The sequence below is a fragment of the Variovorax sp. genome (genome assembly GCF_965279555.1).
In the GTDB taxonomy this organism is placed as follows: Bacteria; Pseudomonadota; Gammaproteobacteria; order Burkholderiales; family Burkholderiaceae_C; genus Variovorax.
In genome coordinates this window covers 3193527-3219554 of record NZ_OZ257247.1, presented here as the reverse complement: position 1 = coordinate 3219554, position 26028 = coordinate 3193527, and the positions used below count along the sequence as shown (strand labels likewise).

At 68.3% G+C, this 26028-nt stretch carries 34 protein-coding genes; 21 read left to right on the top strand and 13 right to left on the bottom strand.

All coding sequences use genetic code 11. The features are described 5' to 3' along the window. Positions 1 to 91: 91 nt before the first annotated feature. Positions 92 to 1297: an MFS transporter gene (locus ACQY8B_RS15300; RefSeq protein WP_422087481.1), complete on the top strand. Its 1206-nt coding sequence runs from the start codon at positions 92 to 94 to the stop codon at positions 1295 to 1297. A 14-nt stretch (positions 1298 to 1311) separates the two neighbouring features. On the opposite strand, the gene ACQY8B_RS15295 is transcribed toward ACQY8B_RS15300, so the two are convergent. From ACQY8B_RS15295 to ACQY8B_RS15285, 3 genes are read right to left on the bottom strand one after another with little or no spacing between them, the layout of a single operon-like run. Next, positions 1312 to 1599 (bottom strand): 2Fe-2S iron-sulfur cluster-binding protein, encoded by a 288-nt coding sequence (locus tag ACQY8B_RS15295; protein ID WP_422087480.1) that lies wholly within the window; start codon positions 1597 to 1599, stop codon positions 1312 to 1314. A gap of 10 nt (positions 1600 to 1609) precedes the next feature. After that, entirely contained in the window at positions 1610 to 1897 is a 288-nt protein-coding gene (locus ACQY8B_RS15290) for a VF530 family DNA-binding protein (protein ID WP_422087479.1), read from the bottom strand. After that, positions 1894 to 2043 (bottom strand): hypothetical protein, encoded by a 150-nt coding sequence (locus ACQY8B_RS15285; protein ID WP_172839976.1) that lies wholly within the window; start codon positions 2041 to 2043, stop codon positions 1894 to 1896. Before ACQY8B_RS15285 ends, ACQY8B_RS15290 begins: the two co-directional genes overlap by 4 nt. Positions 2044 to 2130: 87 nt before the next feature. On the opposite strand from ACQY8B_RS15285, the gene ACQY8B_RS15280 reads away from it, so the two are divergent. From ACQY8B_RS15280 to ACQY8B_RS15270, 3 genes are all read left to right on the top strand, one after another. Next, positions 2131 to 2649 carry a GNAT family N-acetyltransferase gene (locus ACQY8B_RS15280; RefSeq protein WP_081271502.1) on the top strand — a complete coding sequence of 173 codons (519 nt, stop codon included), beginning with the start codon at positions 2131 to 2133 and terminating at the stop codon, positions 2647 to 2649. A gap of 11 nt (positions 2650 to 2660) precedes the next feature. Beyond that, positions 2661 to 3344, top strand: coding sequence for a PepSY-associated TM helix domain-containing protein (locus ACQY8B_RS15275; protein ID WP_422087478.1), 684 nt, complete (start codon positions 2661 to 2663; stop codon positions 3342 to 3344). 79 nt (positions 3345 to 3423) lie between these two features. Beyond that, on the top strand, positions 3424 to 4332 hold the full coding sequence (locus ACQY8B_RS15270; RefSeq protein ID WP_422087477.1) for a DUF808 domain-containing protein: 909 nt from the start codon (positions 3424 to 3426) through the stop codon (positions 4330 to 4332). A gap of 33 nt (positions 4333 to 4365) precedes the next feature. Here the strand turns inward: ACQY8B_RS15270 and ACQY8B_RS15265 are convergent, their stop codons facing one another. Together ACQY8B_RS15265 and ACQY8B_RS15260 are read right to left on the bottom strand one after the other, a co-directional pair. Next, on the bottom strand, positions 4366 to 4578 hold the full coding sequence (locus ACQY8B_RS15265; RefSeq protein WP_422087476.1) for a hypothetical protein: 213 nt from the start codon (positions 4576 to 4578) through the stop codon (positions 4366 to 4368). Positions 4579 to 4607: 29 nt separating this feature from the next. After that, positions 4608 to 5804: a lactonase family protein gene (locus ACQY8B_RS15260; protein ID WP_422087475.1), complete on the bottom strand. Its 1197-nt coding sequence runs from the start codon at positions 5802 to 5804 to the stop codon at positions 4608 to 4610. Positions 5805 to 5917: 113 nt separating this feature from the next. On the opposite strand from ACQY8B_RS15260, the gene ACQY8B_RS15255 reads away from it, so the two are divergent. From ACQY8B_RS15255 to ACQY8B_RS15245, 3 genes are all read left to right on the top strand, one after another. Beyond that, complete coding sequence (locus ACQY8B_RS15255) at positions 5918 to 6190, top strand: DUF2164 domain-containing protein (protein ID WP_237679590.1); 273 nt, start codon at positions 5918 to 5920, stop codon at positions 6188 to 6190. 66 nt (positions 6191 to 6256) lie between these two features. After that, positions 6257 to 6682 (top strand): hypothetical protein, encoded by a 426-nt coding sequence (locus ACQY8B_RS15250; RefSeq protein WP_422087474.1) that lies wholly within the window; start codon positions 6257 to 6259, stop codon positions 6680 to 6682. Between the two features lie 15 nt (positions 6683 to 6697). Then, positions 6698 to 7495: an enoyl-CoA hydratase/isomerase family protein gene (locus ACQY8B_RS15245; RefSeq protein WP_422087473.1), complete on the top strand. Its 798-nt coding sequence runs from the start codon at positions 6698 to 6700 to the stop codon at positions 7493 to 7495. A 26-nt stretch (positions 7496 to 7521) separates the two neighbouring features. Here the strand turns inward: ACQY8B_RS15245 and ACQY8B_RS15240 are convergent, their stop codons facing one another. Both ACQY8B_RS15240 and ACQY8B_RS15235 read right to left on the bottom strand, forming a co-directional pair. Next, positions 7522 to 8625, bottom strand: coding sequence for a M14 family metallopeptidase (locus ACQY8B_RS15240; RefSeq protein ID WP_422087472.1), 1104 nt, complete (start codon positions 8623 to 8625; stop codon positions 7522 to 7524). 54 nt (positions 8626 to 8679) lie between these two features. Then, positions 8680 to 9999 (bottom strand): MFS transporter, encoded by a 1320-nt coding sequence (locus ACQY8B_RS15235; RefSeq protein WP_422087471.1) that lies wholly within the window; start codon positions 9997 to 9999, stop codon positions 8680 to 8682. 135 nt (positions 10000 to 10134) lie between these two features. Here ACQY8B_RS15235 and ACQY8B_RS15230 point away from each other — a divergent pair, with 135 nt between their 5' ends. Continuing rightward, the gene (locus ACQY8B_RS15230; protein ID WP_422087470.1) at positions 10135 to 11037 is read left to right on the top strand and encodes a LysR family transcriptional regulator; all 903 of its coding nucleotides are present in this window, start codon (positions 10135 to 10137) and stop codon (positions 11035 to 11037) included. Here the strand turns inward: ACQY8B_RS15230 and ACQY8B_RS15225 are convergent. Continuing rightward, positions 11034 to 11681, bottom strand: a complete 648-nt coding sequence (locus tag ACQY8B_RS15225) for a glutathione S-transferase (protein ID WP_422087469.1) — start codon at positions 11679 to 11681, stop codon at positions 11034 to 11036. The two genes, ACQY8B_RS15230 and ACQY8B_RS15225, sit on opposite strands and share 4 nt — an antisense overlap. 100 nt (positions 11682 to 11781) lie before the next feature. Here ACQY8B_RS15225 and ACQY8B_RS15220 point away from each other — a divergent pair, with 100 nt between their 5' ends. From ACQY8B_RS15220 to zigA, 4 genes are all read left to right on the top strand, one after another. Continuing rightward, positions 11782 to 12651 carry a helix-turn-helix domain-containing protein gene (locus tag ACQY8B_RS15220; protein ID WP_422087468.1) on the top strand — a complete coding sequence of 290 codons (870 nt, stop codon included), beginning with the start codon at positions 11782 to 11784 and terminating at the stop codon, positions 12649 to 12651. A gap of 43 nt (positions 12652 to 12694) precedes the next feature. After that, positions 12695 to 13594 (top strand): SDR family oxidoreductase, encoded by a 900-nt coding sequence (locus ACQY8B_RS15215; protein ID WP_422087467.1) that lies wholly within the window; start codon positions 12695 to 12697, stop codon positions 13592 to 13594. A gap of 128 nt (positions 13595 to 13722) precedes the next feature. Next, entirely contained in the window at positions 13723 to 14436 is a 714-nt protein-coding gene (locus ACQY8B_RS15210) for a DUF899 family protein (protein ID WP_422087466.1), read from the top strand. Between the two features lie 99 nt (positions 14437 to 14535). Next, on the top strand, positions 14536 to 15729 hold the full coding sequence (zigA, locus tag ACQY8B_RS15205) for a zinc metallochaperone GTPase ZigA (protein WP_422087465.1): 1194 nt from the start codon (positions 14536 to 14538) through the stop codon (positions 15727 to 15729). A gap of 10 nt (positions 15730 to 15739) precedes the next feature. On the opposite strand, the gene ACQY8B_RS15200 is transcribed toward zigA, so the two are convergent. Further along, a complete protein-coding gene (locus ACQY8B_RS15200; protein ID WP_422087464.1) occupies positions 15740 to 16228 on the bottom strand; it encodes a Fur family transcriptional regulator in 489 nt (162 codons plus the stop codon). A 169-nt stretch (positions 16229 to 16397) separates the two neighbouring features. Here ACQY8B_RS15200 and ACQY8B_RS15195 point away from each other — a divergent pair, with 169 nt between their 5' ends. Further along, complete coding sequence (locus tag ACQY8B_RS15195) at positions 16398 to 17396, top strand: Bug family tripartite tricarboxylate transporter substrate binding protein (RefSeq protein WP_422087463.1); 999 nt, start codon at positions 16398 to 16400, stop codon at positions 17394 to 17396. 15 nt (positions 17397 to 17411) lie between these two features. Here ACQY8B_RS15195 and ACQY8B_RS15190 read toward each other — a convergent pair whose 3' ends face one another. Beyond that, positions 17412 to 17720 (bottom strand): hypothetical protein, encoded by a 309-nt coding sequence (locus ACQY8B_RS15190; protein WP_422087462.1) that lies wholly within the window; start codon positions 17718 to 17720, stop codon positions 17412 to 17414. A gap of 146 nt (positions 17721 to 17866) precedes the next feature. Between ACQY8B_RS15190 and ACQY8B_RS15185 the strand changes: the two genes are divergently transcribed. The 7 genes from ACQY8B_RS15185 (at position 17867) to ACQY8B_RS15155 (ending at position 23226) form a co-directional block, all read left to right on the top strand. Then, complete coding sequence (locus ACQY8B_RS15185; RefSeq protein ID WP_422087461.1) at positions 17867 to 18529, top strand: alpha/beta hydrolase; 663 nt, start codon at positions 17867 to 17869, stop codon at positions 18527 to 18529. 13 nt (positions 18530 to 18542) lie between these two features. After that, a complete protein-coding gene (locus ACQY8B_RS15180) occupies positions 18543 to 18860 on the top strand; it encodes a putative quinol monooxygenase (protein WP_422087460.1) in 318 nt (105 codons plus the stop codon). A 175-nt stretch (positions 18861 to 19035) separates the two neighbouring features. Continuing rightward, complete coding sequence (gene gshA, locus ACQY8B_RS15175) at positions 19036 to 20598, top strand: glutamate--cysteine ligase (RefSeq protein ID WP_422087459.1); 1563 nt, start codon at positions 19036 to 19038, stop codon at positions 20596 to 20598. 186 nt (positions 20599 to 20784) lie between these two features. Beyond that, complete coding sequence (locus tag ACQY8B_RS15170) at positions 20785 to 21165, top strand: response regulator (protein ID WP_422087458.1); 381 nt, start codon at positions 20785 to 20787, stop codon at positions 21163 to 21165. Positions 21166 to 21275: 110 nt separating this feature from the next. Then, positions 21276 to 22205, top strand: a complete 930-nt coding sequence (locus ACQY8B_RS15165; RefSeq protein ID WP_081271525.1) for an SDR family NAD(P)-dependent oxidoreductase — start codon at positions 21276 to 21278, stop codon at positions 22203 to 22205. Positions 22206 to 22325: 120 nt separating this feature from the next. Further along, complete coding sequence (locus ACQY8B_RS15160) at positions 22326 to 22748, top strand: nuclear transport factor 2 family protein (protein WP_422087457.1); 423 nt, start codon at positions 22326 to 22328, stop codon at positions 22746 to 22748. Then, positions 22738 to 23226: a MerR family transcriptional regulator gene (locus tag ACQY8B_RS15155; RefSeq protein WP_422087456.1), complete on the top strand. Its 489-nt coding sequence runs from the start codon at positions 22738 to 22740 to the stop codon at positions 23224 to 23226. Before ACQY8B_RS15160 ends, ACQY8B_RS15155 begins: the two co-directional genes overlap by 11 nt. Here ACQY8B_RS15155 and ACQY8B_RS15150 read toward each other — a convergent pair. The 3 genes from ACQY8B_RS15150 to bamE form a co-directional block, all read right to left on the bottom strand. Beyond that, a complete protein-coding gene (locus ACQY8B_RS15150) occupies positions 23213 to 23572 on the bottom strand; it encodes an HPF/RaiA family ribosome-associated protein (protein WP_422087455.1) in 360 nt (119 codons plus the stop codon). The genes ACQY8B_RS15155 and ACQY8B_RS15150 overlap by 14 nt on opposite strands. Positions 23573 to 23688: 116 nt before the next feature. After that, positions 23689 to 24117 carry a CBS domain-containing protein gene (locus ACQY8B_RS15145; RefSeq protein WP_422087454.1) on the bottom strand — a complete coding sequence of 143 codons (429 nt, stop codon included), beginning with the start codon at positions 24115 to 24117 and terminating at the stop codon, positions 23689 to 23691. A 146-nt stretch (positions 24118 to 24263) separates the two neighbouring features. After that, the gene (gene bamE, locus ACQY8B_RS15140) at positions 24264 to 24872 is read right to left on the bottom strand and encodes an outer membrane protein assembly factor BamE domain-containing protein (protein ID WP_422087453.1); all 609 of its coding nucleotides are present in this window, start codon (positions 24870 to 24872) and stop codon (positions 24264 to 24266) included. A gap of 193 nt (positions 24873 to 25065) precedes the next feature. Here bamE and ylqF point away from each other — a divergent pair, with 193 nt between their 5' ends. Beyond that, the gene (gene ylqF, locus ACQY8B_RS15135; RefSeq protein WP_422087452.1) at positions 25066 to 26028 is read left to right on the top strand and encodes a ribosome biogenesis GTPase YlqF; all 963 of its coding nucleotides are present in this window, start codon (positions 25066 to 25068) and stop codon (positions 26026 to 26028) included.

Sequence of the window (26028 nt, the reverse complement as noted above, 5' to 3'; positions counted from 1 at the left end):
TCCCGCTTCCTTTCCCCCCGCAGCCTCCGCCGTTCCGGCCGGCGCTGCTTCCTCCCCCGGCTTTTCCGACCTGACGCGCGAACGTCCCTTCATGCAGATGTGGACGGCGCGGCTCTTCGGCACCGCCGCCTCGCAGATGCTGCTGGTGGCCATCGGCTGGCACATGTACGACCTCACGAGCAGCGCCTGGGACCTGGGCCTTGTCGGCCTCTACCAGTTCGTGCCCGCGCTGCTGCTGGCGCTGCTGGCGGGCCACATCGTCGACCGCCATCACCGGGGGCGCATCGTCGCGGCCTGCTTCGCGGTGCAGGGGCTGGTCGCATTGGTGCTGCTGCTGGCGGTGATGGGGAAGCACGACACGCGCGGGCTGCTGCTGGGCCTGTCGCTGGTGCTGGGCGCGGTGCGTGCCTTCCAGATGCCGGCGCAGCAGGCGCTGACGCCGCTGCTGGTGCCGCCGACCATGCTGGCGCGCGCGATGGCCTTCAGCTCGGCCGGCATGCAGGGCGCGATCATCGGCGGGCCCGCGCTGGGCGGGCTGCTGTTCGTGGCCGGCATGGCGGTGGTCTACGGCGCCAGCGTGGTGTGCTTTGCCCTGGCCTGTGCGCTGGTGCTGCGGCTGCGCTACGCCTACACGCCGGCCGCGCGCGAGCCGGTCACGCTGGCCACGGTGTTCGCGGGCGTCGACTTCATCTGGAAGCGCAAGCCGGTGCTCGGCGCGGTCTCGCTCGACCTGTTCGCGGTGCTGCTGGGCGGCGCGGTGGCGCTGCTGCCCATCTACGCCAAGGACATCCTGCACACCGGCCCCTGGGGGCTCGGCCTGCTGCGCGGCGCGCCCGCCGTGGGGGCGCTGGTGATGTCGATCGCGCTCACGCGCCGGCCGGTCGAGCGCCACGTGGGGCGCACGCTGCTGATGGCCATTGCGCTGTTCGGGCTGTGCATGGTGGTGTTCGGCATCTCGAAGAGTTTCGTCGTGTCGCTGATCGCGCTGGCGGTCTCGGGCGGGGCCGACATGGTCAACGTGGTGATCCGCCAGACGCTGGTGCAGCTGGAGACGCCCGACGCCATGCGCGGGCGGGTGAGCGCCGTGAACTCGATCTTCATCGGCGCCAGCAACCAGCTCGGCGAATTCGAGTCGGGCGCAACTGCGGCGCTGCTGGGGCCGGTCGGCTCGGTGGTGGTGGGCGGCGTGGGCACGATGCTGGTGGCGCTCACGTGGTTCAAGCTTTTCCCGTCGCTGGCGCAGCGCGACCGGCTGGCGGTGGCGGTGCCTGCCGCTGCCAGGCCCCTGTCTTCGTAGCCCGGCCGGCGAACTCAGTCCGGGAAGAGGGAGCGCGCGCCCGGCACGTCGAGCGTCAGGTCGCCCAGTGCCTGCGCCACGCAGGGCAGGATCCAGCCTTCTTCTTTTTCGTCGATGCTCAGGCCCGGCCACTCGATGGTGTGGCGGGTCTCGCCCGACAGCCGCCGGCAGATGCAGGTGCGGCAGGTGCCGTTGCGGCACGAGCTGGGCAGCTCGATGCCCGCGGCCTCGGCGGCCTGCAGCAGCGTGGTGCCGGCGTCGGCCTCGAAGCCGAGGCCCGACGGTTCGAGTCGAACCTTCATCGTTGCGGGATCAGGGGGTGTTTGGATTTTGCTGCTGCTGCTGTTCGCGGCGTTGCTCGCGCAGCATGAAGAGATACAGGCTCTCGACCTTCTCGCGCGCCCAGGGGGTCTTGCGCAGGAACTTGAGGCTGGAGCTCACGCTCGGGTCGATCGCGAAACAGCGGATGGGAACCAGCTCCGAGAGCTGTTCCCATCCATAGTGGCCGGCCAGTGCCGTCACGATGGCTTCCAGCGTAAGCCCGTGCAGCGGATTACGCGGCTGCGAGGGCCTGGCCGGGGCCGGTGCTGCGTCGGTCACTTGTTCTTGAGCTTGCCGCGCGGGATCACTGCCGTGGTGACCGTGCGGACCGGTTCGATGCCGCCGGTGCCGACGGGCTTGGGCGGCGAGGTGTCCTTCTTCGGTTTCTTCGCTTCCTTGGTGCTGCGTTGCTGACCCTTGGCCATGTCGATTTCTCCTGTTGTTACGACGGATGCAGCGGGCAGTTTAGCGGTGCGGCGACAATACGCGGTTCCATTGATTTCCCCGCATTCATGTCAGATTACGAAGTTCGCCCCGCCACCCTGCGCGACGCCAAGGCCGTCGCCGAAGTCCACGCCCTGGCCGCCAAGGCTGCCTACGAAGGCATCCTCCCCGAAGAAGAGCTGCGCACCCTGGCCCCGGCGTCGCGGGAAGCCAAGTGGCGCGAAGCCATCGAATACAGCGAACCCCAGGTGCACGTGGTCACGCACGGCGGCCAGATCGTCGGCTTCGTCGGCTTCGACCGCTCGCGCGACCCCAAGACCCCGCCCACCACCGGTGAAATCTGGGCCATCTACGTCAAGCCCGAGCACTGGGGCAAGGGCGCCGGCGTGGCCCTGTGGGACGCCGCGCGCGAAGGCCTCGAGGAAGAGGGCTGCACCACGGTCACCATCTGGGTGCCCATTCGCAACGACCGCGCCATGCGCTTCCACGAACTCGCCGGCTTCAAGCGCGAGATGAAGACCGCCAAGACCACCGCCTTCGGCACCGTGCGTGTCGAGGAAATCCGGCTCAAGCGCGACGTTTCCTGATCCCCGCTGCCATGGACCACGACAGCAGCATCCTGGGCCACGCCGCGCGCGTGCGCTCCCACCAGCGCCGCACGGCCACCGTGCAGTGGATCCGCCGCATGCACGGCTGGATCGGCCTCTGGGGCGCGGTGCTGGGGCTGCTGTTCGGGTTCAGCGGCATCTGGCTCAACCACCGCAATGTGCTGAAGCTGCCGCAGGCACAGGAGCGCACCCGCGCCCAACTGGCGCTGCCCGAGCCGGCGCCCGAGACGCCCGAGGCCATGAGCCGCTGGCTGCAGGAGGCACTGCGCATGAGCGGGCCGCCCAACTCCACCCGCATCGAGCCCGCCAAACCCGTGGCATGGGCCGACAAGGGCGACCACGGCGCCCCCGCGCTCACGCAGCCGGCGCACTGGGTCTTCAATTTCGGCGGGCCGAACGAAATGGTGCAGGCCGAGTACTGGCAGGGCAACCGCTCGGTCGGCGTGGCCACCACGCACAACGGCTTCGTCGCCACGCTCACCAACATGCACAAGGGCGGCGGCATGCCGATGCCGTGGATCCTGCTGGTCGACACGCTGGCGGGCAGCCTGATCTTCCTTTCGATGTCGGGCGTGGCGCTCTGGATGCTCACGCACCGCCGCCGCCGCGTGGGGCTGGCGGTGTTCGGTGCCTCGCTGCTGGCTGTGCTGGCACTGGCGCTGAGCGCGCTCTGAACCGGCCCCGTATGGGTATTGCGGAGCAGCCCGAAGGCAACGACTAAGCTCGCCGATTCTCTTTTTCTCCGACCTGCCCATGGCCACCAGCCTGCTCCTGCTGCTCGACGACATCGCGACCGTACTGGACGACGTGTCGGTTCTCACCAAAGTGGCCGCCAAGAAAACGGCCGGCGTGCTGGGCGACGACCTCGCGCTCAATGCGCAGCAGGTGTCCGGCGTCAGGGCCGAACGGGAGATTCCCGTGGTGTGGGCCGTGTGCAAGGGCTCGTTCATCAACAAGGCGATTCTGGTGCCGGCCGCCCTGGCCATCGGCACCTGGCTGCCCTGGCTGGTGACGCCGCTGCTCATGGTCGGCGGCGCATTCCTGTGCTTCGAGGGCGCCGAGAAGCTCGCCCACAAGTTCCTGCACAAGAAGGAACACGCCGAAGACATCGGGCGCCATGAACAGGCCGTGGCCGACGCCTCGGCCGACGTGGTCGCCGTCGAAAAGGACAAGATCAAGGGCGCGGTGCGCACCGACTTCATCCTCTCGGCCGAAATCATCGCCATCACGCTGGGCACGGTGCAGGGCCAGCCATTCACCACGCAGCTCACCGTGCTGGCGGGCATTGCGCTCATCATGACCATCGGCGTGTACGGCCTGGTGGCCGGCATCGTGAAGCTCGACGACGCGGGCCTCTACCTGAGCCAGCGTGCCAGCGCGGGTGCGCAGGCTTTGGGCCGCGGCATCCTGGTGGCGGCGCCGTGGCTCATGAAGGCGCTGTCGGTGGCCGGCACCGCCGCCATGTTCCTGGTGGGCGGCGGCATTCTGGTGCACGGCGTGCCGGCACTGGGCCATGCGGTCGAAGACTGGGCCAAGGCCACCGGCGGCGTGTTCGGCACGCTGGGCTCCATGGGCGTGAATGCCGGCGTGGGCGTGGTGGCCGGCGCCATCGTGCTTGCCGTGGTGGAACTGGTCGGCAAGCTGCGCGGCAAGAAGGCCTGACCGAGCTTTCGAGGCCTGCCTGGGCTACTGGCACTACTGGCGCGGCTTGCCGCGCTTGAACAGCTCGACCACCACCAGCCCGGTTCCCAGCGCCAGCGCGAACCAGCCCACCAGATAGGCGCCCGCCACCATCTCGAACCAGCGCGTGCCCTGCAGGAAGCGCGGCGCCAGCAGAACGGCGGCGCCGATCACGAGGCAGAGGATGCCGCGTTCGAGCGTGCGGAGTTGTCGTTTGGGTTGCGCCATGGCTTCTTCTTCGTTCGGGAAAAGTGGATTCAGTGCGTCATTGTCCCGCGCATCGCGGCCGGATGGCCTTCCAGCGCGAATGACTTGCCCGTAGGCACCAGCGTGTCGCCGTCGAGCCGCAGGATGGTGATGTCCTTGTCGATGAAGTTGCCCACGTAGAGGTACTTTCCGTCGGCGCTCCACACCGCGCCTTCCGGCAGGCCGCGCACCACCACCTCGTTGGCGCGCGTGACCTTCTTGCCGTCGATCCTCAGCAGCACCACCGAGCCGTTGCGGTTGTAGAAGTAGGCGTTCTTCGCCGCGTTGCTGCCGCGCAGGATCACCGCCACCGCATGCCTGCCGGTCGGGCTCACGGCCAGTCCCTCGGGGCCGTCGCCGACCACCACCTTGTCGATCACGCGCGGCGGCGCGGCTTCCATGTCGATCACGCTCACGGTGTCGACCTGCCCGTCGGACGCGCCGGCGTTGCCGTTGTCCGCCGTGAGCGCGAGCTTGCCGTCGGGCGTCACGTCGACGTTGTAAGGCCACAGGCCCGCCGCGAGATCGACCTTGTTGTAGCTGACCTTCTCGCCGTCCACGTCGAGCAGCGCGATCTTGTGGCTCGGGAACTTGGCCGCCAGCGCGCGCCTGCCGTCTGGCGTGAAGCGCACATGCGCCACCGATTCGCCCATGGCCACGGTGTCGATCAGCGTGACCTTCTTGCCCGCGATGCGCAGCACGCTCACCGAGTTGTCGGCGCGGTTGGCCACCAGCGCCAGGTTGCCCGCGCGGTTGATCGACAGGCCCGAGGGCTGCTTGCCGACCTGCAGTGTGTCCAGCAGCCTGGGCGGGCTGGAGGTCAGGTCGATCACGAACAGGCGGTTGTCGGGCACCTGCTTGCGCACGCCGTTTTCCTCGACCACGTTGAGCGAGTTGGCGACCAGCGCGAGCGTTTCGCCGGGCGTGATGGCCAGGTTGGTCGGCGGGCCGGCGATGGTGTTGTCGAGCTGCAGCGTGCCCAGCACCTTGGGCGCGAGCGGGTCGATGCCGATGTCGAGCACCTGCACGGTGTCGCGCCCCATGGGGCCGAGAATGACGGCGCCGGCGTCGTTCCAGGACTGCTTCTCGTCATTGGCCACCAGCATCAGCTGGCGCTGCGCCACGGTGGGCGTCATGGAGGTGCAGCCGGAAAGCGAGGCGAGGGCGGCCAGGGCAAGGGCCGCGAGTGCGGCGGGGCGGATCTTCATGGTGTCTGTCTCCGGTTCCGTGTTGTTGTGGCCGCATGGTAGCGAACGGCCGGTCGCGGCCGCGCCCGCGCCCGGCACAATCGATCGACTCCATCCCTGAGAGACAGACATCCATGACCATCGAGATTTCCAAGGAAGCGCGCCAGCAGGCCATCACGTCCATCGAGCGCTATTTCCGCGAGAACATGGAAGAGCCGATCGGCAACATCGGCGCCGGCGCGCTGCTCGGCTTCTTCCTCGAGGAAGTCGGCCCGCTGGTCTACAACAAGGCCGTGGCCGAGGTGCAGGAACGGCTGCAGCTGCGCATTTCGGAGATCGACCTCGAAGTGCACGAAGACGAGTTCCAGTACTGGCGCAAGTACGACAAGCAGAAGAAGGGAAAGTAGGCGTCGTCGCGCCCACGCATCGCCGGGAATTCAAAAGTGCTTCAAAACGTTGCAGAATTCACGGCCATGCACCTTCAACGCCTGTTCCTTCGTTCCGCGCTCGCTCCGGCCTTGCGCATCTTCGCTGCCTTGCCTCTCGTGCTGGCCGCATCCATGGCCACGGCGCAGCAGAACCCGTCCGACTTCCCGCTCGATTCGGTCGGCTACCTGAACGAGGAACTGCCGCGCATGGAAGCCGCCATCGCCGCGAAGGACCGCAGCTTCTTCCACGACGCGATGGCGCGCACGGTGGAGTTCTCGGACCGCTGGGGCTTCAAGGTCAAGGCCAACCCCGAGCTTGCGGCCTACCCGATGTGCACCGCGGCGGTCATGGACTACGTGGTGGTCGGCATGTGCAGGCTCACCCCCGGCGACGATGCATGCGAGCCCGGCCTCGCGGCGCGCTTCGACAGCAACGTGCGGCGCTGCCGCGAAATCGCCGCCAAGAAATAGAAACACGGATTCGCCATGGACTACACCCGCTATCAAACCCTTGCCATCACGCGCCGGGGCGCGAACGGCGCGGTGCTCGACATCCAGATGCGCGCGGCCAACGGCAAGCTGCCGACGGCCGGGCACGACGGCCACCGCGAACTCGCCGAGATCTGGCGCGACGTGTCGGCCGACGACACGGTGCGCTGCGCGGTGCTGCGGGGCGAGGGCCAGGGCTTCTCGGGCGGTGGCGACCTCGCGATGGTGCAGGACATGACCACAGACGACGCGGTGCGCCAGCGTGTGTGGCGCGAGGCACGCGACCTGGTCTACAACATCATCAACTGCGACAAGCCCATCGTCAGCGCCATGCACGGCCCGGCCGTGGGCGCGGGGCTTGTGGCGGGCCTGCTGGCCGACATTTCCATTGCCACCAAGAGCGCGAAGATCGTCGACGGCCACACGCGACTGGGCGTGGCGGCTGGCGACCATGCGGCCATCGTGTGGCCGCTGCTGTGCGGCATGGCCAAGGCCAAGTACCACCTGCTGCTGTGCGAGCCGGTGAGCGGCGAGGAGGCCGAGCGCATCGGCCTCGTGTCGCTCGCGGTGGACGAAGCCGAACTGCTGCCGCGCGCCTACGAGGTGGCCGACCGGCTCGCGGCCGGCAGCCAGAGCGCGATTCGCCTGACCAAGTACGCGCTGAACAACTGGCTGCGCCAGGCCGGCCCGACCTTCGACGCTTCGCTGGCGCTCGAATTCATGGGCTTCGCAGGCGCCGACGTGCGCGAGGGCGTTGCCTCGCTGCGCGAACGGCGCGCGCCGAACTTCGGCTGAAAGAGCCCGGCGCGGCGCCTGCCTCGTCAGGCCTTGCGCAAGCCCTGAAGCGTCTGCAGCAGAACCACGCGGGTCTGCCCCAGCACCATGCCCTTCCATTCTTCGTTGTCGCAGTAGAAAGCGTCGCGCAGCTGCTGGCGAATTTCGCGCTTCTGCGCGTCGGGCGCCTCGGGGTGGCGGCGCAGCCAGGTGTCGGCGCGCAGGCGGTTCAGCACTTCCAGGTCGGGCAGCGTGCCGAACTCCAGGCCCATCGGCGCCACGCGGGCGTTCGGGCATTCGTCGTAGGCGGTCGAGATGACCGGGCCCGACACGTCGGCCGAGGCCGAGTCGCCCGCGAACGGCGCGAACACGTCGGCGCCCCACCAGGCGTGCGCCAGCGCCAGGTCTTCGGGCGTGTTGCGGCCCGGGTAGATCTTCTCGCCGTGGCCGTAGGGGCCCAGGCCGGTGTGCACGTCGATCCAGCCCAGGTACGTGGCCGAGGCCGCGTACTTGCGCAGGATCTTGCGGATGGTCCTGTTGCTCCACGACGGCGCGGTGCCGCCGTAGAACAGACCGTCGAGCGAGGTGTACTGGCCCTTGGTCACGGCCGCGCGGAAGGCGGTCATGCCGTGCTTCTGGATGTAGGCGCCCACGGCGGCCTCGTCGGCGGGCGTGGGTGGCCAGCTGGCGGGCAGCACCAGCGGCTCGACTTCGGCATAGGCGGCGTTCACCGGCAGCGGCGCATTGAAGTCGATGTGGTTGCGGTTCAGGTCGATGTTGTCTTCGTTGGTGCGGTGCAGGTGCGAAAAGCCGTGCGGGTTGACGGCATGCACCAGCAGCAGCGCCACGCCGGCCTGCTCCAGGCGCGACAGCAGGTCGGCGTCGTTCAGCGTGGCGATCTGCGCGCCGGAGCCGCTGAAGCCTTCGGGGCCGTGCGTGCCGGAGGTCACGAGCAGCAGCTTCTTCGCGTCGATGGCGCCGATCAGCGCGACGTCGGTGGCCAGTTCTTCGCCGAGCGCGCCGCGGTGCGCATCGAGCACGAACGACTCGACGGCCGCGCCGCGCTGGGCGGCGGCCTCGAGGAACTTGGCGCGGGCTTCGGCATACGTGCCCGAGAAATGCCGCGTGGCGGCGGAGCGTTGGGTTGGCATGAGGTGGGGACTCCTGTCTGTGTTGGCTTTGAGTTTGAATTTAGGGGGCCGTCGTCAGCCCGCCGCGTGGGCGCCCGCCGCGTCGATGTCGCGGCCCGTATGGTCGCGCAGCCAGAGCAGGCCGAGCAGCGAGACGACCGTCATCGCCACCAGGTACCAGGCCGGCGCCAGCTTGCTGCCCGTGGCGTTCAGCAGCCAGGTGCTGATGAAGGGCGCGAAGCCGCCGAACAGGGCCACGCCCACGCTGTACACCAGCGACATGCCGCTCGCGCGCACCGCCTTCGGAAACATCTCCGGCAGCATCGTGATGCCGGGCACCGTCTGCACCACCAGGCCCAAGCTGAAGACACCGAGCACCACGAACAGCACCGTGGGCGTGGGCGAGGCGTTGAGCCACAGGAAGCCCGGGTAGATGAGCACCGCCAGCGCGATGCGGCTCCACAGGATGAGCGGCTTGCGGCCCACCACGTCCGACAGCTTGCCCACGAAGGGCGCGAAAGCGAACGAGATGAGGCCGGTGAGCGCGGCGCCGAACAGCGCCACCGACGGCGTGAACCCGAGTTCGCGCACCGCATAGGTCGGCATGTAGAACGTGACCACGTAGGCCGCCGTGGTGCCGCCCACCAGCGTGAGGATGGCGGCCAGCACCGTCTTGCCGTGCTGCGTGCAGACGATCTTCAGGCTGCTTTCGCGCGGCGCGGCGGCTTCGGCCGGCGAGATGTGCAGCGACTCTTCCAGGTGGCGGCGGATGTACATGCCCACCGGCGCGATCAGCATGCCGATCACGAAGGGCACGCGCCAGCCCCAGCTCTGCATGGACTCGGCCGAGAGCGCGGTCGTGAGCACGCCCACCACCACGGCGCCCATCAGCACGCCCAGGCCCTGGCTGGCGAACTGCCAGCTCGCCATGTAGCCGCGGTTGGCCGGCGTGGCGTGTTCCACCAGCAGGGTGGTCGAAGCGCCCACCTCGCCGCCGGCGGAGAAGCCCTGGATGAGCCGCGCCAGCACGATGACGATCGGCGCCGCGACGCCGATGCTCGCGTAGGTGGGCGTGAACGCGATCAGCGCGCAGCCCAGCGCCATGAGGAAGATGGTGAGCGTCATGGCCTTCTTGCGGCCCGCGCGGTCCGCATAGGCGCCGATGACGATGCCGCCCAGCGGCCGCATGATGAAGCCCACGCCGAAGCTCGCCACCGTCAGCAGCAGCTGCCCGTAGGAATTGAAGGTCGGAAAGAAGAGCTTGCCGATCACGAGCGCCAGGAAGCCGTAGACGGTGAAGTCGAAGAACTCCAGGCCGTTGCCGATGGTCGTGGCAACGATGGTCTGGCGCCGGCGCGCGGGGCTCGAAGCCGGCGGGTTGCTTGGGATGCTCATGTCTCTCCAGTGTGTGCTTGCTTTGTATGGATGTCTGCCAAAGGGTATGTATGCCCCTGGCCGCGCCGGATGCTAGAGACTCGCCGCTGTCATGAAAAGACAATAATTGGGCCATAACGATAACTTTTGGTTGTCATGAAACCCAATCAGTTGCACGCCTTCGTGGCGGTGGTCGAGCAGATGAGCATCCGCGCCGCGGCCCGGGTGCTGGGGCTGTCTCAGCCGGCGGTGACGAAGATCGTGCGCGAGCTGGAGCGCGAGGTCGGGGCGCCGCTGGTGGAGCGCAGCGTCAAGGGCGTGCGGCTCACCGAGTTCGGCCAGGCCTTTGCGCCGCGCGCGCGGCTGCTGCTGGCCGACATGCAGCGCGCGCGGGACGAGATCGCGCAGATCCGCGACGGCGCCACCGGCACGGTGTCGATGGCCGTGAGCGCCTCGTTCGCGCTCACCGTGCTGCCCCCCGCGTTCAAGGATTTCCACACCCGCCTGCCAGCCGTCGACGTGCAGTTCAGCGAAGCGGTGCTGCCATGGATGCTGGCGCGGCTGCGCGACGGCTACCTCGACTTCGCGGTGGCCCACGTGGTGCCGGGCACGCTCGATCCGCAGTTCGAGGCGCTGGAGCTGTTTCCGGTGCAGCTGGTGGTGGGCATGCGCAACCGCCATCCGCTGCGCGGGGCGCGCTCGCTGCTCGACCTGTACCCGGCCGAATGGATATTGCCGGGCGACGACGACCGCGGACGCGAGTCGGTGGCGCCGCTGTTCACGCCGCTGGGGCTGCCGCCGCCCTCGCGCATCATCCAGGGGCAGTCGGTGACGGTGGCGCTCGGGCTGGTGGGGAACATGGACCTGATCGGCCTGTTCGTCGAGCCGCTGGTCAAGCTGACTTTCAAGCGCCACGGCATCCGCCGGGTCGACGTCGACGAGTCACTGCCCATGCTCAATGTGTGCGTGCTGCGGCGCAGGGGGCAGTTGTCGACGCCGGCGGCGCAGCACTTCATCGAGTGCATCCAGCGTGCGTCCGCGGCGGTGATGTCTGGCTAGAACCGGGCGCCGGCCTCGCCGGTCTTCCAGGGCTCGTACTTGTGCATGACGCGTTCGAACAGTTCGGAGCCGGTCCAGCCGTCTAGCCATGCCTGCAGGCGGGGCCACGGCTGCGCGGCGAACCATGCGGCGTCGACCATCGCGAACTGGCGCACGAAGGGCATCAGCGCGGCGTCGGCCAGCGTGGAACGGCCGCCGGTGAGCTGCGGCGAGGCCGATAGCCGGTCTTCGATGCCGCGCAGGAATAGCGCGCCCCGGTCGCGGGCCGGCACGCCGCCGTCCGCATGGCGGTCGGGGTACTTGTAGCGGTCGAGCAGAGGCTTGAAGCCCTCGTCGCATTCGGCGACCAGCGCGAGCATGTCCGCGAGCGTGCCGGCCTCGGGCGCGAGCCAGCGCAGGGGATCGTTGCGGCGCAGGGCCCAGAGCATCACGTCCAGGCTTTGCTCCAGCACCGTGCCGTCGCCGGTCAGCAGCACCGGCACCGTGCCCTTGGGCGAGGCGGCGAGCATTTCGGCGGGCTTGTTCTTCAGCACCACTTCGCGCAGTTCGCAGGCTTGCTCAGCGGCCACCAGGGCGAGCCGGGCGCGCATGGCGTAAGGGCAGCGGCGGAAGGAGTAGAGAACGGGGAGGGCGGTGGCAGGCATGCGGGAGAGGAGAGGGGGAGCGAACAAGGCGAACGGCCGATTTTCAGCGAGCTCCAGCCGGCACGCCCACCAGGGGCGTTTTTCAACACAATCGGCATCCATGGGCGAACGCCTTTTCCTCCGGCTCGAAGACGACCCCCTGCACGGGCCGGAATCGGCCATGCCTGCCGGCACGCTGCGCGCGTTTCCGGTGGGTGCCGCGCTGCGCGGGCACGTGTCGCACGTCATGCTGTACCGCGAGACGTTTGCAGAAGGCCACGAGATGAGCGAGCGCGTGCTGCCAGACGGCGCGGTGCGGCTGGTCTTCAATTTCGGCGATGCGCCCTCCGCGGGGAGCGGCGGCGGGCTGGCGGTGGAGGCCATCGGCGCCTCGGCCGCACCGGTCGTGGTGCGCATGCGGGGCAAGGTCGAGGGGCTTTCCGTCACGCTGCGTCCCGGCGCCGCCGCCTGCTTGCTCGGGCTGCCGGCCGGCGAGATCGGTGGCGGCGCGGTCCACCTCGATGCGCTGTGGCGGGGGGAGGGAGCGGCGTTGCTCGAGCGCATGGCCGAAGCGCCGGACGACGCACAGCGTGTCGCGCTGCTTCACGCGGCCCTGTCACAGCGCTTGCGCGACGGCCGCATCGCGGGCAACGACATCGCCATGCATGCGGCGCGGCTGATCGCGGCGTCCGAAGGGCGGCTGCCGCTGCGCGAGGTGGCCGCGGCAGTCGGTGTCGGCGAGCGGCGCCTGCAACAGCTCTTTCATGCGCACGTCGGGCTGTCGCCGCGCGCCTGGAGCCGGCTCGCGCGGATGCATGGCTGCCTGCGCGCGCTGCGGCAGCGGCCGGCGCCGGACTGGGCGGACCTTGCGCTGGAAGGCGGCTTCTACGACCAGTCGCACCTCGTCAACGAGTTCCGCGCGCTGTGCGGCGTCACGCCGACCGAGTTCCTCGGACGCGCGGCTTCGGTTTCTTCCAAGACGGGCGATTGAGCGCGGGATATCTTCGTTCGCTCTCAAGCAAGGAGCCGAAAAGATGCAGAAACAAGAAAGCACAGACCGTCCGTTGAAGGACTGCGTGGCGGTGGTAACGGGTGCGAGCAGGGGCGCCGGGCGCGGCATTGCGATCGAACTGGGCGCGGCCGGCGCCACCGTGTACGTCACCGGACGCAGCACGCGCGAACAGCCTGCCGCCAGCTACGGCCAACTGCTGGCCCTGTCGGACCTGAAGGCGCTGCCCGGCAGCATCGACGACACCGCCGACGAGGTCACGCGCCAAGGCGGCCGGGGCATCGCCGTGCAGTGCGACCACACCCGCGAAGCCGAGGTGGCCGCGCTGTTCGCACGCGTGGACAGCGAGCATGGCCGACTCGACCTGCTCGTCAACAACGCCTGGGGCGGCCACGAGAGCTTCAACGGCGTATTCGAGGCGCCGTTCTGGGAGCATCCGCTCTCCAACTGGGACGCCATGTTCGACCGCGGCGTGCGCAACCATCTGGTGGCCAGCCGCTGCGCCGCGCCGATGCTGGTGCGGCAGAAGAAGGGGCTGATCGTCACCACCACCTTCTGGGATCGGGGCCGCTACCTGCGCGGCAGCCTGTTCTACGACCTGGCCAAGGCCTCGATGACGCGGCTGGCCTTCGGCATGGCGCATGAGCTGAAGCCGCACGGCGTTGCGTCCGTCGCGGTGTCGCCGGGCTGGATGCGCACGGAATTCGTGCTGGCCGGGCACAAGACCGACGAGGCGCACTGGCAGGAAAGGCCCGAACTCGCGCGCACCGAATCGCCGCGCTACCTAGGCCGGGCGGTGGCCGCGCTGGCGGCCGACCCTGCCGTCATGGACAAGACCGGCGAGGTGCTGCGCGTGGCCGACCTGGCGCGCGCCTATGGCTTCACCGACATCGACGGGCGGCAGGTCGAGGCTTTCGAGATGTAGGGCGGCGTAGGACAACTCCAGGCCCGGCAGGGGAAAAGCGCGTACTGGCGCGGAGAGATATTCGGCAGCAAGATGGCGTGGCGATCAACGTCAATCCCCATCTCTCGGGCTTCAGGAGGTGATCCGCCATGTCTTCCAGTGCAGAGTCCTTGGGCCTTGCTTCGGCAAGCCAGCTCGCAAGGTCCAACCCCGTCCGCTTCCCCGGCGAAAGCGCCGAGTACCGCAAGGCGCGCACCGAGCTGCTCGCCGAAGAAATCGATCTGCGCCGCCGCATCGAGCGCGTGGCCGAGATGCGCCGCGCGCTGCCGCCGGGCGGCGTCGTGCCGCAGGACTACCTGTTCCAGGGCGCCGATGGACAGGTGAAGTTCTCCGAACTGTTCGGCAAGCACGGCACCCTCATCACCTACAACTGGATGTTCGGCCCGAAGCGCGAGCGGCCATGCCCCATGTGCACGTCGCTGCTCAGCGCCTACGACGGCGAAATGCCCGACATCCTGCAGCGCGTGGCGTTCGCGGTGATCGCCACCTCGCCCATCGACCGCATGACGGCGTTTGCGCGGGAGCGTGGCTGGCGCCATCTGCCGCTGTACTCGTCGGGCGGCAACGACTTCAACCGCGACTACGCCGGCGAGAAGCCCGACGGCGGCGACAACTCGGCGTTCAACGTGTTCCGGCGCGACGGCGACACCATCCGCCATTTCTGGGCGGCCGAGATGAGCCCCGGCACCGCCGACCCCGGGCAGGACCCGCGCGGCGCGCCCGACCCGATGCCGATCTTGAGCCTGCTGGACATGACGCCTGAAGGCCGGGGCAAGGACTGGTATCCGCAGCTTCAATACTGAGCGGCGAGACCGCGCGGGCGAACTGCGCGAAAGGCAAACGCAACCAAGTTGCGTTGATCCATATAATGCAATCCTGTTGCATATATGGAGCCTGCCCCCATGGCCGATCGCCTCCCCGTCACCGTGCTCTCCGGCTTTCTCGGTGCCGGCAAGACCACGCTGCTGAACCACATCCTCCACAACCGCGAAGGTCGCCGCGTGGCGGTCATCGTCAACGACATGAGCGATGTCAACATCGACGCTGCGCTGGTGCGCGACGGCGGCGCGCAGCTGTCGCGCACCGACGAGAAGCTGGTCGAGATGAGCAATGGCTGCATCTGCTGCACCTTGCGCGAAGACTTGCTGGTGGAGGTGGGCCGGCTCGCCAAGGAGGGGCGCTTCGACCAGTTGGTGATCGAGTCCACCGGCATCTCCGAGCCGCTGCCCGTGGCCGAGACCTTCACCTTCGCCGGTGAAGACGGCAAGAGCCTGGCCGACGTGGCGCGGCTCGACACCATGGTGACGGTGGTCGATGCCTTCAACTTCCTGCGCGACTACAGCTCGGCCGACAGCCTTGGCAAGCGCGGCCAGTCGCTCGGCGACGAGGACACGCGCACGGTGGTCGACCTGCTGATCGAGCAGGTCGAGTTCTGCGACGTGCTGGTGGTCAACAAGATCGACCTGGTCACCGCCGAGGAGCGCGAGCGGCTGATGGCGATCCTGCACAGCCTGAATCCACGGGCCCGCATCGAGGTGTCGGAGTTCGGCCGCGTGGCGCTCGACCGGGTGCTGGACACCGGCCTGTTCGACTTCGAAGAGGCCGAGCAGGCGCCCGGCTGGCTGGCCGAACTGCGTGGCGAGCACCTGCCCGAAACCGAGGAATACGGCATTCGCAGCTTCGTCTACCGTTCGCGCCTGCCGTTTCACCCGATGCGCTTCTGGAAGCTGGTGCAGAGCGAGTGGGAGGGCGTGGTGCGCTCCAAGGGCTTTTTCTGGCTCGCCAGCCGCGCCACGCGCGCGGGCTCGTGGTCGCAGGCCGGCGGCGCCTGCCGCTATGGCGCGGCAGGCTTCTGGTGGGCGGCGGTGCCGCGCGAGCACTGGCCGACCGACCCACAGGCGCTGGATCTGATCCGCAGGAACTGGGACCCGGCCACGGGCGACGCGCGGCAGGAGCTGGTGCTGATCGGCATCGGCATGGATGAAGACGCGCTGCGCGCGCGGCTGGACGCCTGCCTGCTGACGGAAAACGAGATGCGCTTCGGCGCGTCGTGGTGGCAGAACTTTCCCGATCCGTTCCCCTCCTGGAACGCGTGAACGGCTGAAGCTACCGTGCGCACTCTCCGCAGGTGCCGTGCAGGGTGAGGGCGGTGTGGCGGGTGTCGATGCCCTGCTTGCGCAGCGCCTTGCCCAGCCTGCCCATCACCTTCGGCAATTCCGGGTCGGACGGCAGGGCCAGCACCTTGTGGCACTGGTCGCATTCGAAGGTGTTGCCCGAGGCGGCCTCGACGTGGCGCGAAAAGCGGTTGACCCGGTCGGCGCCCACCCGGCGGTCGCACAGGCCGGCCTCGACCAGCCGGTCGAGCACGCGGTAGACCGTGACGCGGTCGGGCGCCTCGCCGGCCGCGGCGGTGTAGGCGGCGGCTACTTCCTCGTGAGTCAGCGGCTGGGAGCTGTGTTCGAGCAGTTCGAGCACGGTCTGCGCGGCGCGCGTCACGCGCAGGCCGCTGTCGCGCAGCAGCCGTTCGCTGTCGAACGGCGCCGCGGCGGCAGGCGCGGCAAGAGGGGGCTTCGGTTGCGAGGTGGTGGTCTTCATGCGAAACGCCATTGTGTTGCATCCGGGGTGCCCGTGTCCCCGTCGGGGGCGCAGGGAGGCGGGGGGCATATGCCCGAACGCACCTAAGCATCTGACAAATGGGTCGTTTGCCTGCGGGCGGTGGCGCTCCAGAATCGCGCGCTTTGTCTTACGCTAACGAAAGTTCACTATGCGCGCCCGTTTCCTGCTGACTCCGATATTCGCCCTGGGCGCGTTGTGGGCCGGCGTATCGCTTCCCCTGGCCGCGCAGGCGCAGCAGCCTGCTGCAGTGGCCTACCCGTCGAAGCCTGTGCACATCACGGTCGCGAACACGCCCGGCAGTTCGCCCGACGTGCTGGCGCGCTTTCTGGGGCAGCGGCTTTCGGAACAATGGAAGCAGCCGGTGGTCATCGACAACCGCGCCGGCGCGGCGGGCATCCTGGCGGCCGACGGACTGGCCAAGGCCCAGCCCGACGGCTATTCGCTGCTGGTGGGGGCCGACGGGCCGATCACCATCCTCCCCAACATCCAGGCCGGCCTGCCCTACGACGCGCGGCGCGACCTGGTGCCGGTGGTGTCGCTCGGGCAGATCGACTTCGTGCTGGTGGCCAACCCGAAGACGGGCTTTCGCACGGTGGCCGACTTCGTGCGCGCGGCCAAGGCCCATCCGGGCCGCATCAACTACGCCTCGGCCGGCAACGGCAGTCCGCAGCAGCTCAGCATGGAACTGCTCAAGCAGAAGGCGGGCATCTACGTCACCCACATCCCGTACCGCGGCGGCCCGCTGGGCATGCAGGACGTGATTGCAGGGCAGGTCGACGTGATGTTCATCGCCGTGGGCCCGGCGCTGCCCCAGATCCGCAGCGGCCGGCTGGTGGCACTGGGCACCAGCGGCGAGAAGCGCCATGCGCTGCTGCCCGAGGTGCCCACCGTGAGCGAGACCTATGCGGGTTACCGTTCGGGCACCTGGTTCGGGCTGTTCGCGCCGGCCCGCACGCCGCAACCGGTGGTCGACGCCATCGCGGCCGAGGCCGGCCGCATCGTGCAGACACCGGCTGCCCGCGCCGAACTCGCGGCACAGGGCATCGAGGCCACCGGTCATCCGCAGCGCCAGTTCCAGGCGCAGGTGTCGAGCGAATACGAGCGCTATGCGCAGATCGTGAAGGCGGTCGGCATCAAGGCCGAATAGCCCTCGTTGCCTGCTTTACTTGACGGACCGGGCCAGCGCCTTGGCGAAGGCTTCCACGTCTTCCTGGTGGCACGCCTCGGCGGCCAGCGGGGCATGGCCCTGCGCCACGGCAGCTAGCGCGACGGCCTTTCTGGGACACAGGCCGAGGCAGCTGCACTGCACCACGCGCAGGCGCACCGGCAGGTGCGCAAGGCCATGCTTCAGTTCCTTGCGGACCTGCCTGGCCCTGAGCTTCGTGGGGCCGTCCTTGCGTTCTTCGCAGTCGCCGCAGACCAGCACGACGCCGGCCAGCTTGGTCTCTACCAGGGGAGGGGAATGGCTCACTCGGGGTTTCCTTGCTGTCTTTGCGAACCATGTTGGGCGCGGCGCAACCATGTGCAAGTCAGCCAACCGGCCGTTTCCATGCCTCCGGCAGGCCCCGAATGCGCTAAGGTCCGGTCATTCGCGTTCCTGAATACCTTTGCCCGACCATGTCCCGTCCCCCCATCGAGATAGAAACCGCCCCCAACCCCACCGCCACGGTGATCGTGATGCACGGCCTCGGCGCCGACGGCAACGACTTCGTGCCGATCGCCAATGAACTCGACCTGGCGGCCGTGGGCCCCGTGCGCTTCGTGTTCCCCAACGCGCCCGTCATTCCCGTGACCATCAACGGCGGCTACCAGATGCCGGCCTGGTACGACATCGCCGTGGCCGATCTCGCGGCGCGCGAAGACGAGGCCGGCCTGCGCCGTTCGCAGGCCACCATCGAGGCGCTCATCGCCGGCGAGAAGGCCCGGGGCATCGCCGCCAGCCGCATCGTGGTGGCGGGCTTCTCGCAAGGCTGCGCCATGGCCCTCATGACGGGCCTGCGCCACACCGAACGGCTGGCGGGCATCGTCGGCCTCTCGGGCTACCTGCCGATCGCGGCCACCACCGCGGCCGAGCGCCACGCCGCCAACCACGAGACGCCGGTGTTCCTGGCGCACGGCCGGCAGGACCCGGTGGTGCCCCTGGCCGGCGCCGTGCGCTCGCGCGACGCGCTCATCGCCCTGGGCTACACCGTCGAGTGGCACGAATACACGATGGCGCATTCGGTGTGCACGGAAGAAATTGCCGACCTCAACCGCTTTCTTTTGCGGGTGCTCGGCTGAAGGAGACGACCCCATGATCCTGGTCATCGGACACGCGCTGGCAAAGCCCGACACCCTGCAGGCGATGCTGGCCATCAGCACCGAGCACGTGCAGCGCTCGCGCGCCGAGCCGGGCTGCATCTCGCATGAAGTGACCACCGATGTGCTGCAGCCGCTGCGCCTGACCTTCGTGGAGCGCTGGAGCGACATGGCCGCGCTGCAGGCGCACTTCCGGGTGGACGCCTCGCGCGCCTTCGCCAAGGCGCTGGCGGCCATGGCCGAGGGCACGCCGGAGATGCATGTCTACCAGTCCGACGAGATCGACCTCTCGGCGGGCCGCGCCAAGGCCTGATTCCGGCCGGTATCAAGGTACGGTCGAGCCGTTCAACCCGCTTGGCAGCTATGCGTGAAGCTATCAAAAAAGTAGCGCCCGGCAGGCTAGCCGAATGCGGGATTCCCTGCGCAAGCAACGTGCGCGCGCCCGTGCTACCTTCCAGCCCCTCAGAAGATTGATGGGTCATAACAATATGAGCAACAGATTGCAGGAGAGGTTGGGTGCTCTTTCAGCGACACGACTGAAAGGCATGCGACGCGGAATCGAGAAGGAAAGCCTGCGGGCGTTGCCGGACGGCAAGCTCGCGCTCACGCCGCATCCGCTGGCGCTGGGTTCGGCGCTCACGCATCCGCACATCACGACCGACTTCAGCGAATCGCAGCTCGAACTCATCACGGGCGTGCACGGCGGCGTCGAGTCGGCGCTGGAAGAGCTCACGCGGGTGCACCAGTTCACCTACCGGGTGCTCGACACGCTGGGCGACGAGCGCCTCTGGGTGTCGAGCATGCCCTGCGGCCTGCCCACCGACGAAACCATTCCGATCGGCCGCTATGGCTCGTCGAACGTGGGCCGCGCCAAGAGCGTCTACCGCATGGGCCTGAGCCACCGCTATGGCCGGCGCATGCAGACCATCTCGGGCATTCACTACAACTGGTCGCTGCCCGAGGTGTCCAGCGAACAGTACTTCGCGCTGATCCGCAATTTCCGCCGCCACGCCTTCCTGCTGCTGTACCTGTTCGGCGCGTCGCCGGCGCTGTGTTCTAGCTTCGTGGCGGGCCGCCCGCACGAGCTGCAGCCGCTGGGCGACGGCAGTATGTTCATGCCGCACGGCACCTCGCTGCGCATGGGCCGGCTGGGCTACCAGAGCGACGCGCAGGCCTCGCTGGCGGTGAGCTACAACAGCCTGGAGGGCTACGGTGCCTCGCTGCAGGACGCGCTCACGCGCCCGTGGCCGGCCTACGAGGCCATCGGCATCCGCAACCTCGGCGGCGACTACAACCAGCTCGCCACCAGCCTGCTGCAGATCGAGAACGAGTTCTACGGCACCATCCGCCCCAAGCGCGTCATCAACCCCGGCGAGCGCCCGCTGCATGCGTTGCGCGAGCGTGGCGTGGAATACGTCGAGGTGCGCCTGATGGACCTCGACCCCTTCGAGACCGTCGGCATCAACGCGCAGACCATGCGCTTCATCGACGTGTTCCTGCTGCACTGCCTGCTGAGCGACAGCCCTGACGACACCCCGCAGGAAATCGCCGACCTCGCGCGCAACCAGCACCTCACCGCCGCGCGCGGCCGCGAGCCGGGCCTGCGCTTGTTGCGCGGCGGCAGCGAAGTTTCGCTGGCCGACTGGGGCGTGGAGCTGGCCGAGCAGTGCCTGCCGATTGCCGCTGCGCTGGACGCGGCGCATGGCGGCGGCACGCAGCATGTCGATGCGGTGCGTGCCGCGCTGGCCGCGCTGCAGGACCCCGACAGCCTGCCTTCGGCCCGCGTGCTGGCGGCCATCGAGCAGCAGCACGGCAATTCCTTCGTCGGCTTCGTGCGCGCGCAGTCGGAGCAGACCCGCGCCGCGCTGCTGGCGCTGCCGTTCTCGGCCGAGCAGCAGGCCGCCTTCGAGCGGATGACGGCCGAGTCGATCCAGGAGCAGAAGCGCATCGAGGCGGCCGACACGATGCCCTTCGAGATCTATCGCGAGCAGTATGTGTCGCCCGCGCGGCTGGGCATGACGCGCGGCCGCGTGGCGGCGCTGGCGGCCTAGCCCGACGCGGGCACCTGGGCGGGCCCCGCGCCTCGCATGCCGACAGGCGTGCTGGCCGATGGCCTACAGGCATTGGCCCGCATGGCTCACCGTGAGCGGCGCCCGGGTGGCGAGGATGTGGTCCATGCATCGACCACCTTCGTCCTCCAATACTTGCCGGCCAGCCGCCGAGCCGGGGTTGTCGCCATGAGTTTCAGGGCCTACCTCGTCGAAGACAGCCCCGTGATCCGCGACAACCTCGTCGGTTTCCTGCAGGACGTGGCCGATGCCGAGGTCGTGGCCTCCGCCAGTACCGAGGACGAGGCCGTGACCTGGCTGCGCCTGCACAGCGACGAATGGGACCTGACCATCGTCGACCTGTTCCTGAAGCGCGGCAACGGCCTCGGCGTGATCCAGGCCTGCCGCAACCGCGCGCCGCACCAGAAGGTGGTGGTGCTCAGCAACTACGCCACCACCGACATGCGCCAGCGTTCGGAGCAACTGGGCGCAGATGCCTTCTTCGACAAGTCGGCCGAGCTCGACCAGCTGGTGGCGTACTGCGAGCAGGTGCGGGCTTCCCACGGCTGACGCGCGCAGGACTGCGCGCCGGCGCCTTTCTGGGGTAAAACGCCACGCTGCCGCCTTCCGGGCGGCAACGAACAACGGCAAGCAACTCCCTAGGAAAGCGACAACGAGACATGAGCAGCAGCAACAGCAGCATCGACTTCAAGGGCCGCGTGGCCATCGTGACCGGCGCGGGCGGCGGGCTGGGCCGCCAGCATGCGCTGGCGCTGGCCGCGCGCGGCGCCAAGGTGGTGGTGAACGACCTGGGCGGCGCGCGTGACGGCTCCGGCGGTTCGGTGAGCGCCGCGCAGGCGGTGGTCGATGAGATCAAGGCGGCCGGCGGCGAAGCCATTGCCAACGGCGCCTCCGTGACCGACTTCGAGGCGGTGCAGGCCATGGTCAAGGAAGCGGTCGACGCCTGGGGCCGCGTCGACATCCTCGTCAACAACGCCGGCATCCTGCGCGACAAGAGCTTCGCGAAGATGGAACTGGCCGACTTCAAGCTGGTGGTCGACGTGCACCTGATGGGCGCCGTGAACTGCACCAAGGCCGTCTGGGCGCTCATGAACGAGCAGAAGTACGGCCGCATCGTGATGACCACGTCTTCTTCGGGCCTGTACGGCAACTTCGGCCAGAGCAACTACGGCGCCGCCAAGCTGGCGCTGGTGGGCCTGATGCAGACCCTGAGCATCGAAGGTGCGAAGAACGACATCCGCGTCAACTGCCTGGCCCCCACCGCCGCCACCCGCATGACCGAGGACCTGTTTCCCAAGGAAATGCTCGAGGCCTTCCGCCCCGAGGCCGTGGTGCCCGCCATGCTGGTGCTGGCCGCGCAGGACGCGCCGAACCGCACCATCCTCTGTGCCGGCGCCGGCACCTTCGAGGCGGCGCACATCACGCTGACGCAAGGCGCCTGGCTGGGCATCGAGGCCGACACGCCCGAACAACTGGCCGCGCGCCTGTCGGAGGTGACGGAGCGCGAAGGCGAGATCGTGCCGCAGAGCGGCGCGGCGCAGGGCTCCAACGAAGTGGCCAAGGGCATGGCCAGCGCGAAGCGGGGCTGAACGTACCACTTGTCGTTCGTTCATGGCGCGCTTGACCTTGAGTGCACTCGAGCATTTCCAATGAATTCACCGGCGTCCCCTGGCGCTCGGTTCATTCATTCAACCAAAGGAAATCAAGCCATGAACACGATCGACAACAAGGCCCTCGTCCAGCACATCCATGACGAACTGGACAAGGGCAACGGCCAAGCCTTCGTCGACAGCCTCGACGACGATGCGAGCTGGAAACTCGAAGGCAGCACCGCGTGGTCGCGCACCTACCAGGGCAAGAAGGCGATCCGCGAGGAGCTGTTGAACCCGCTCTTCGCGCAGTTCGCGGCGCCCTACCGCAGCAGTACCGAGCGAGTCATCGCCGAGGGCGACCGCGTGGTGGTGCTGTTCAGCGGCGACGTGCCCACCAAGGCTGGCAAGCGCTACAACAACCGCTATTGCTACGTCTACCGACTCGAAGGAGGCAAGGTGAAAGAGCTGACCGAATACTTCGACACAGCGCTCGTGCAGGAGGCGCTGCAGCCGCCTTCCGTCGCAGCCCATGCCGGCTGAGAGCAGGGGCGCGCCCTTCCATATCGGCGAGCTGGCGGCCCGCACCGGCCGCACGGTGCACGCCATACGCTGGTACGAGACACAGGGGCTCGTGCCCGGCGTGGCGCGCGACGAGGGCGGGCGGCGCCTATACGGCGAGCCGCACGTCGGCTGGCTCGACCTGATGGAACGGCTGCGCCGCACCGGCATGTCGATTGCCGAGATGCGCGAGTACACGGCGCTGGCAGTGCAGGGCAAGGTCACGCTGCGCCAGCGGCGCGACATGCTCGCAGCGCACCGTGAACGCGTTACCGGCACCATCGCCGAATGGAAGAAGGCGCTGACCCTGGTCGAGCGCAAGATCGGCTTCTACGACGAGTGGATGTCCAGCGGCCGCCGCCCACCGCCGGTCTCGGCCGATTCACCCGGCCCGGCAACAGCTGCGGGGCCTCGCGCACGCAGGCGCAAAGCCGCCGCCGCGCCGGCTACTCCGCGATGAACGTGGGGTCGGTGCGGATCGAGCCCCGGTCCCGGTGGTTGTGAAGACGGCCCAGGGTGCTGTCGAGCAGCCGCTTGAGCTTGTCGGCCGCGCCGCGGAAGGCCTCGTCGAGGGTGGCCGCGTGCTGCTTCACCGCCAGCGGCTGGTGGTGCGCGAGGCGCGCCTCCATCACGCAGCACTTGTCGGCGCCGCCGGTCTTGTCGTGGTTCTCGTCGCTCAGGTGTACCTCGACGCGGGTCACGTCGTCGACGAAACGGCTCAGGTGTTGCTTGATCTCGGTGTCGGCCCAACGCTCCAGCGCGTCCTTGTTGGTGATGCCGTTGCTCGTGTTGACCTGAATCTGCATGCAATGTCCCTGCTGGATGGTTGAACGAAAGCCCACTGTGCGCCCGGATGCGCCACACCGTGCGTAGGTCTATTCCCTACCCACGCGCCGGGCAGGGTCCGCAATGCGGCGGTTTCTCAGCTCTGGATGTACGTGGTCAGCTGCTCGATGGTGGCCTCGTGGTCCGAGATGATGTCGTCCATCAGGTCCTGGATCGAGATCATGCCGACCACCTTGTCGCCATCGACCACCGGCAGGTGGCGGAACTTGCGCTGGCTCATGAGCGTCATGCAGGCGCGCGTGCGGGTCTGCGGGGTGACGGTCATCACGTCGGGCGTCATGATCTCGCTGACGCGCACTTCCTTCGAGTTCTTGCCCTGCAGCGCCACCTTGCGGGTGTAGTCGCGCTCGGAAAGAAAGCCGACCAGCTTCTCGCCCTCCATCACCATCAGCGCGCCCACCTCGAAGCGCGCGAGGGTGGCCAGCGCGTCGAACACCGTGGCGTGGGGAGAGGTGCGCCAGGCCGCGGAATCGTGGCGCTTGAGCAGTTCGGAGACGGGTTTCATCGCGGTAACTCCATAAAAAAGTTTTCGATTCGACCGACGCTCATGCGCCGCGCTCGCTCAAATGATAGGGGCGGACGTGCCTCAGGCGGCGCAAAACCCTCTAGGGGATTGCGCGTGTGTGCAATGCACGCGCAATCCGCGAAAACTCAAGGCTGTGCCGGCGCGGCGGCGAGCACGCGGCTCAGGGCCACGGGGTCGCCCACCACGGTCTTCACCAGGCCCTTGTCGTCGAACTGCACCTGGAACTCCGACCAGCTGTCTCGCCAGTAGCGCCACACCGGTGCGTCGAGGCTGGGGTTCTCGCTGGCCACCGGATAGCCGATGGCCATCAGCACCTGTTCGCGCGTCATGCCGGGCATCACCTTGGCCGCCAGGATGGCCTCGCGCACGGCGGGCGCGAAGGCGGCCATCTTCTGCTTCGGATCCTGGGTGACGACATAGCGCTGTGCAAACTCCGGCAACGTGATGTTGCGGCTGTAGTCGTTTTTGATGCGCTGCGGCTTGCCGCCCAGGTCGAGGCTGAACCAGCGGAAGTCGTAGGCCGTGATGCGCGCCGGGGTGCCCACGGCGACGATGCTCGTGCCCTGCTCGTCGTAGTTGATGTCGCTGATCGACTCGCCGTACGTGCGCATGTTGCAGCACAGGTAGCCGTTGATCATCGGGCCGGGCGGCGGCGACGGGCGCTGCGCATGGACGACGGTCGCGGTCAGGGCGGTGGCTGCCAGCAAGGTGGCGGCCGCAAGGCGGTTGAGCATGGATTTCCCTCGGAGTCTTGTTGGAATGGCTGCGGTTTGCAGCGGGGAAATTCTAGGCAGAATGGCCGTGCGTAGCTATCGAAAACGTAGCACGCAGCTACCGTTCAGGTTCCCGGTTCACAATTCGCACCCCGGCCCGAAGGCCGGTCCGTTTCCCCGAATTCCAGTCAGCGCGAAAAGAAAGAGCCTACCGATGGCGATCCAGTGGTTCCCCGGTCACATGTATGCGACCCAGAAGGCCATCACCGAACGGGTGAAAGACATCGACGTGGTCATAGAACTGCTCGATGCACGCCTGCCCGGCTCCAGCGCCAACCCCATGCTGGCGGAGCTCACGGCCGGCCGGCCCAGTCTCAAGGTGCTCAACAAACAGGACCTGGCCGACCCCGAGCGCACCGTGCACTGGCTCGCGCACTACAACGCGTTGCCCGACACCCGCGCCATCGGCCTGGACGCGAGCCAGACCACGCCCGCGCAGCAACTGGTGAAGGCCTGCCACCAGCTCTCGCCCAACCGCGGCGGCATGGCCAAGCCGATGCGCGTGCTGATCTGCGGCATTCCCAACGTGGGCAAGTCGACCCTCATCAACACGCTGACCGGCGGGCGCAAGGCCAAGACCGGCGACGAGGCCGGCATCACCAAGCTCGAACAGCGCATCACGCTGGCCGACGACTTCTACCTGTGGGACACGCCCGGCATGCTGTGGCCGCGCATCATCGTGCCCAAGAGCGGCTACAACCTGGCCGCCAGCGGTGCCGTGGGGCGCAACGCCTTCGACGAGGAAGAAGTGGCGCTCGAGCTGCTCAACTACCTCAAGGTGCACTACGGCGCCGGCGTGGCCGCGCGCTTCAAGCTGGTGGAGCTCGACGCCGCCACCATGGCCGAAATGAAGGACGAGGCGCTGCTCGACACCATCGGCCGCAAGCGCGGCGCGCTGCTGGGCAAGGGGCGCGTCAACCTGCAGAAGGCGGCGGAAATCGTCATGCACGAGTTCCGCGCCGGCAACCTCGGACGCATCACGCTCGAAACGCCGGAAGAGTTTGCCGAGTGGCTGGCCGAGGGGCAGCGCCGCGACGCCGAGCGGGCCGCGAAGAAGGCCGCGCGCAAGCAAAAGGGCAAGCCGAAGCCCGAGACCGCGCCGGGGCAGGAAGCCTGA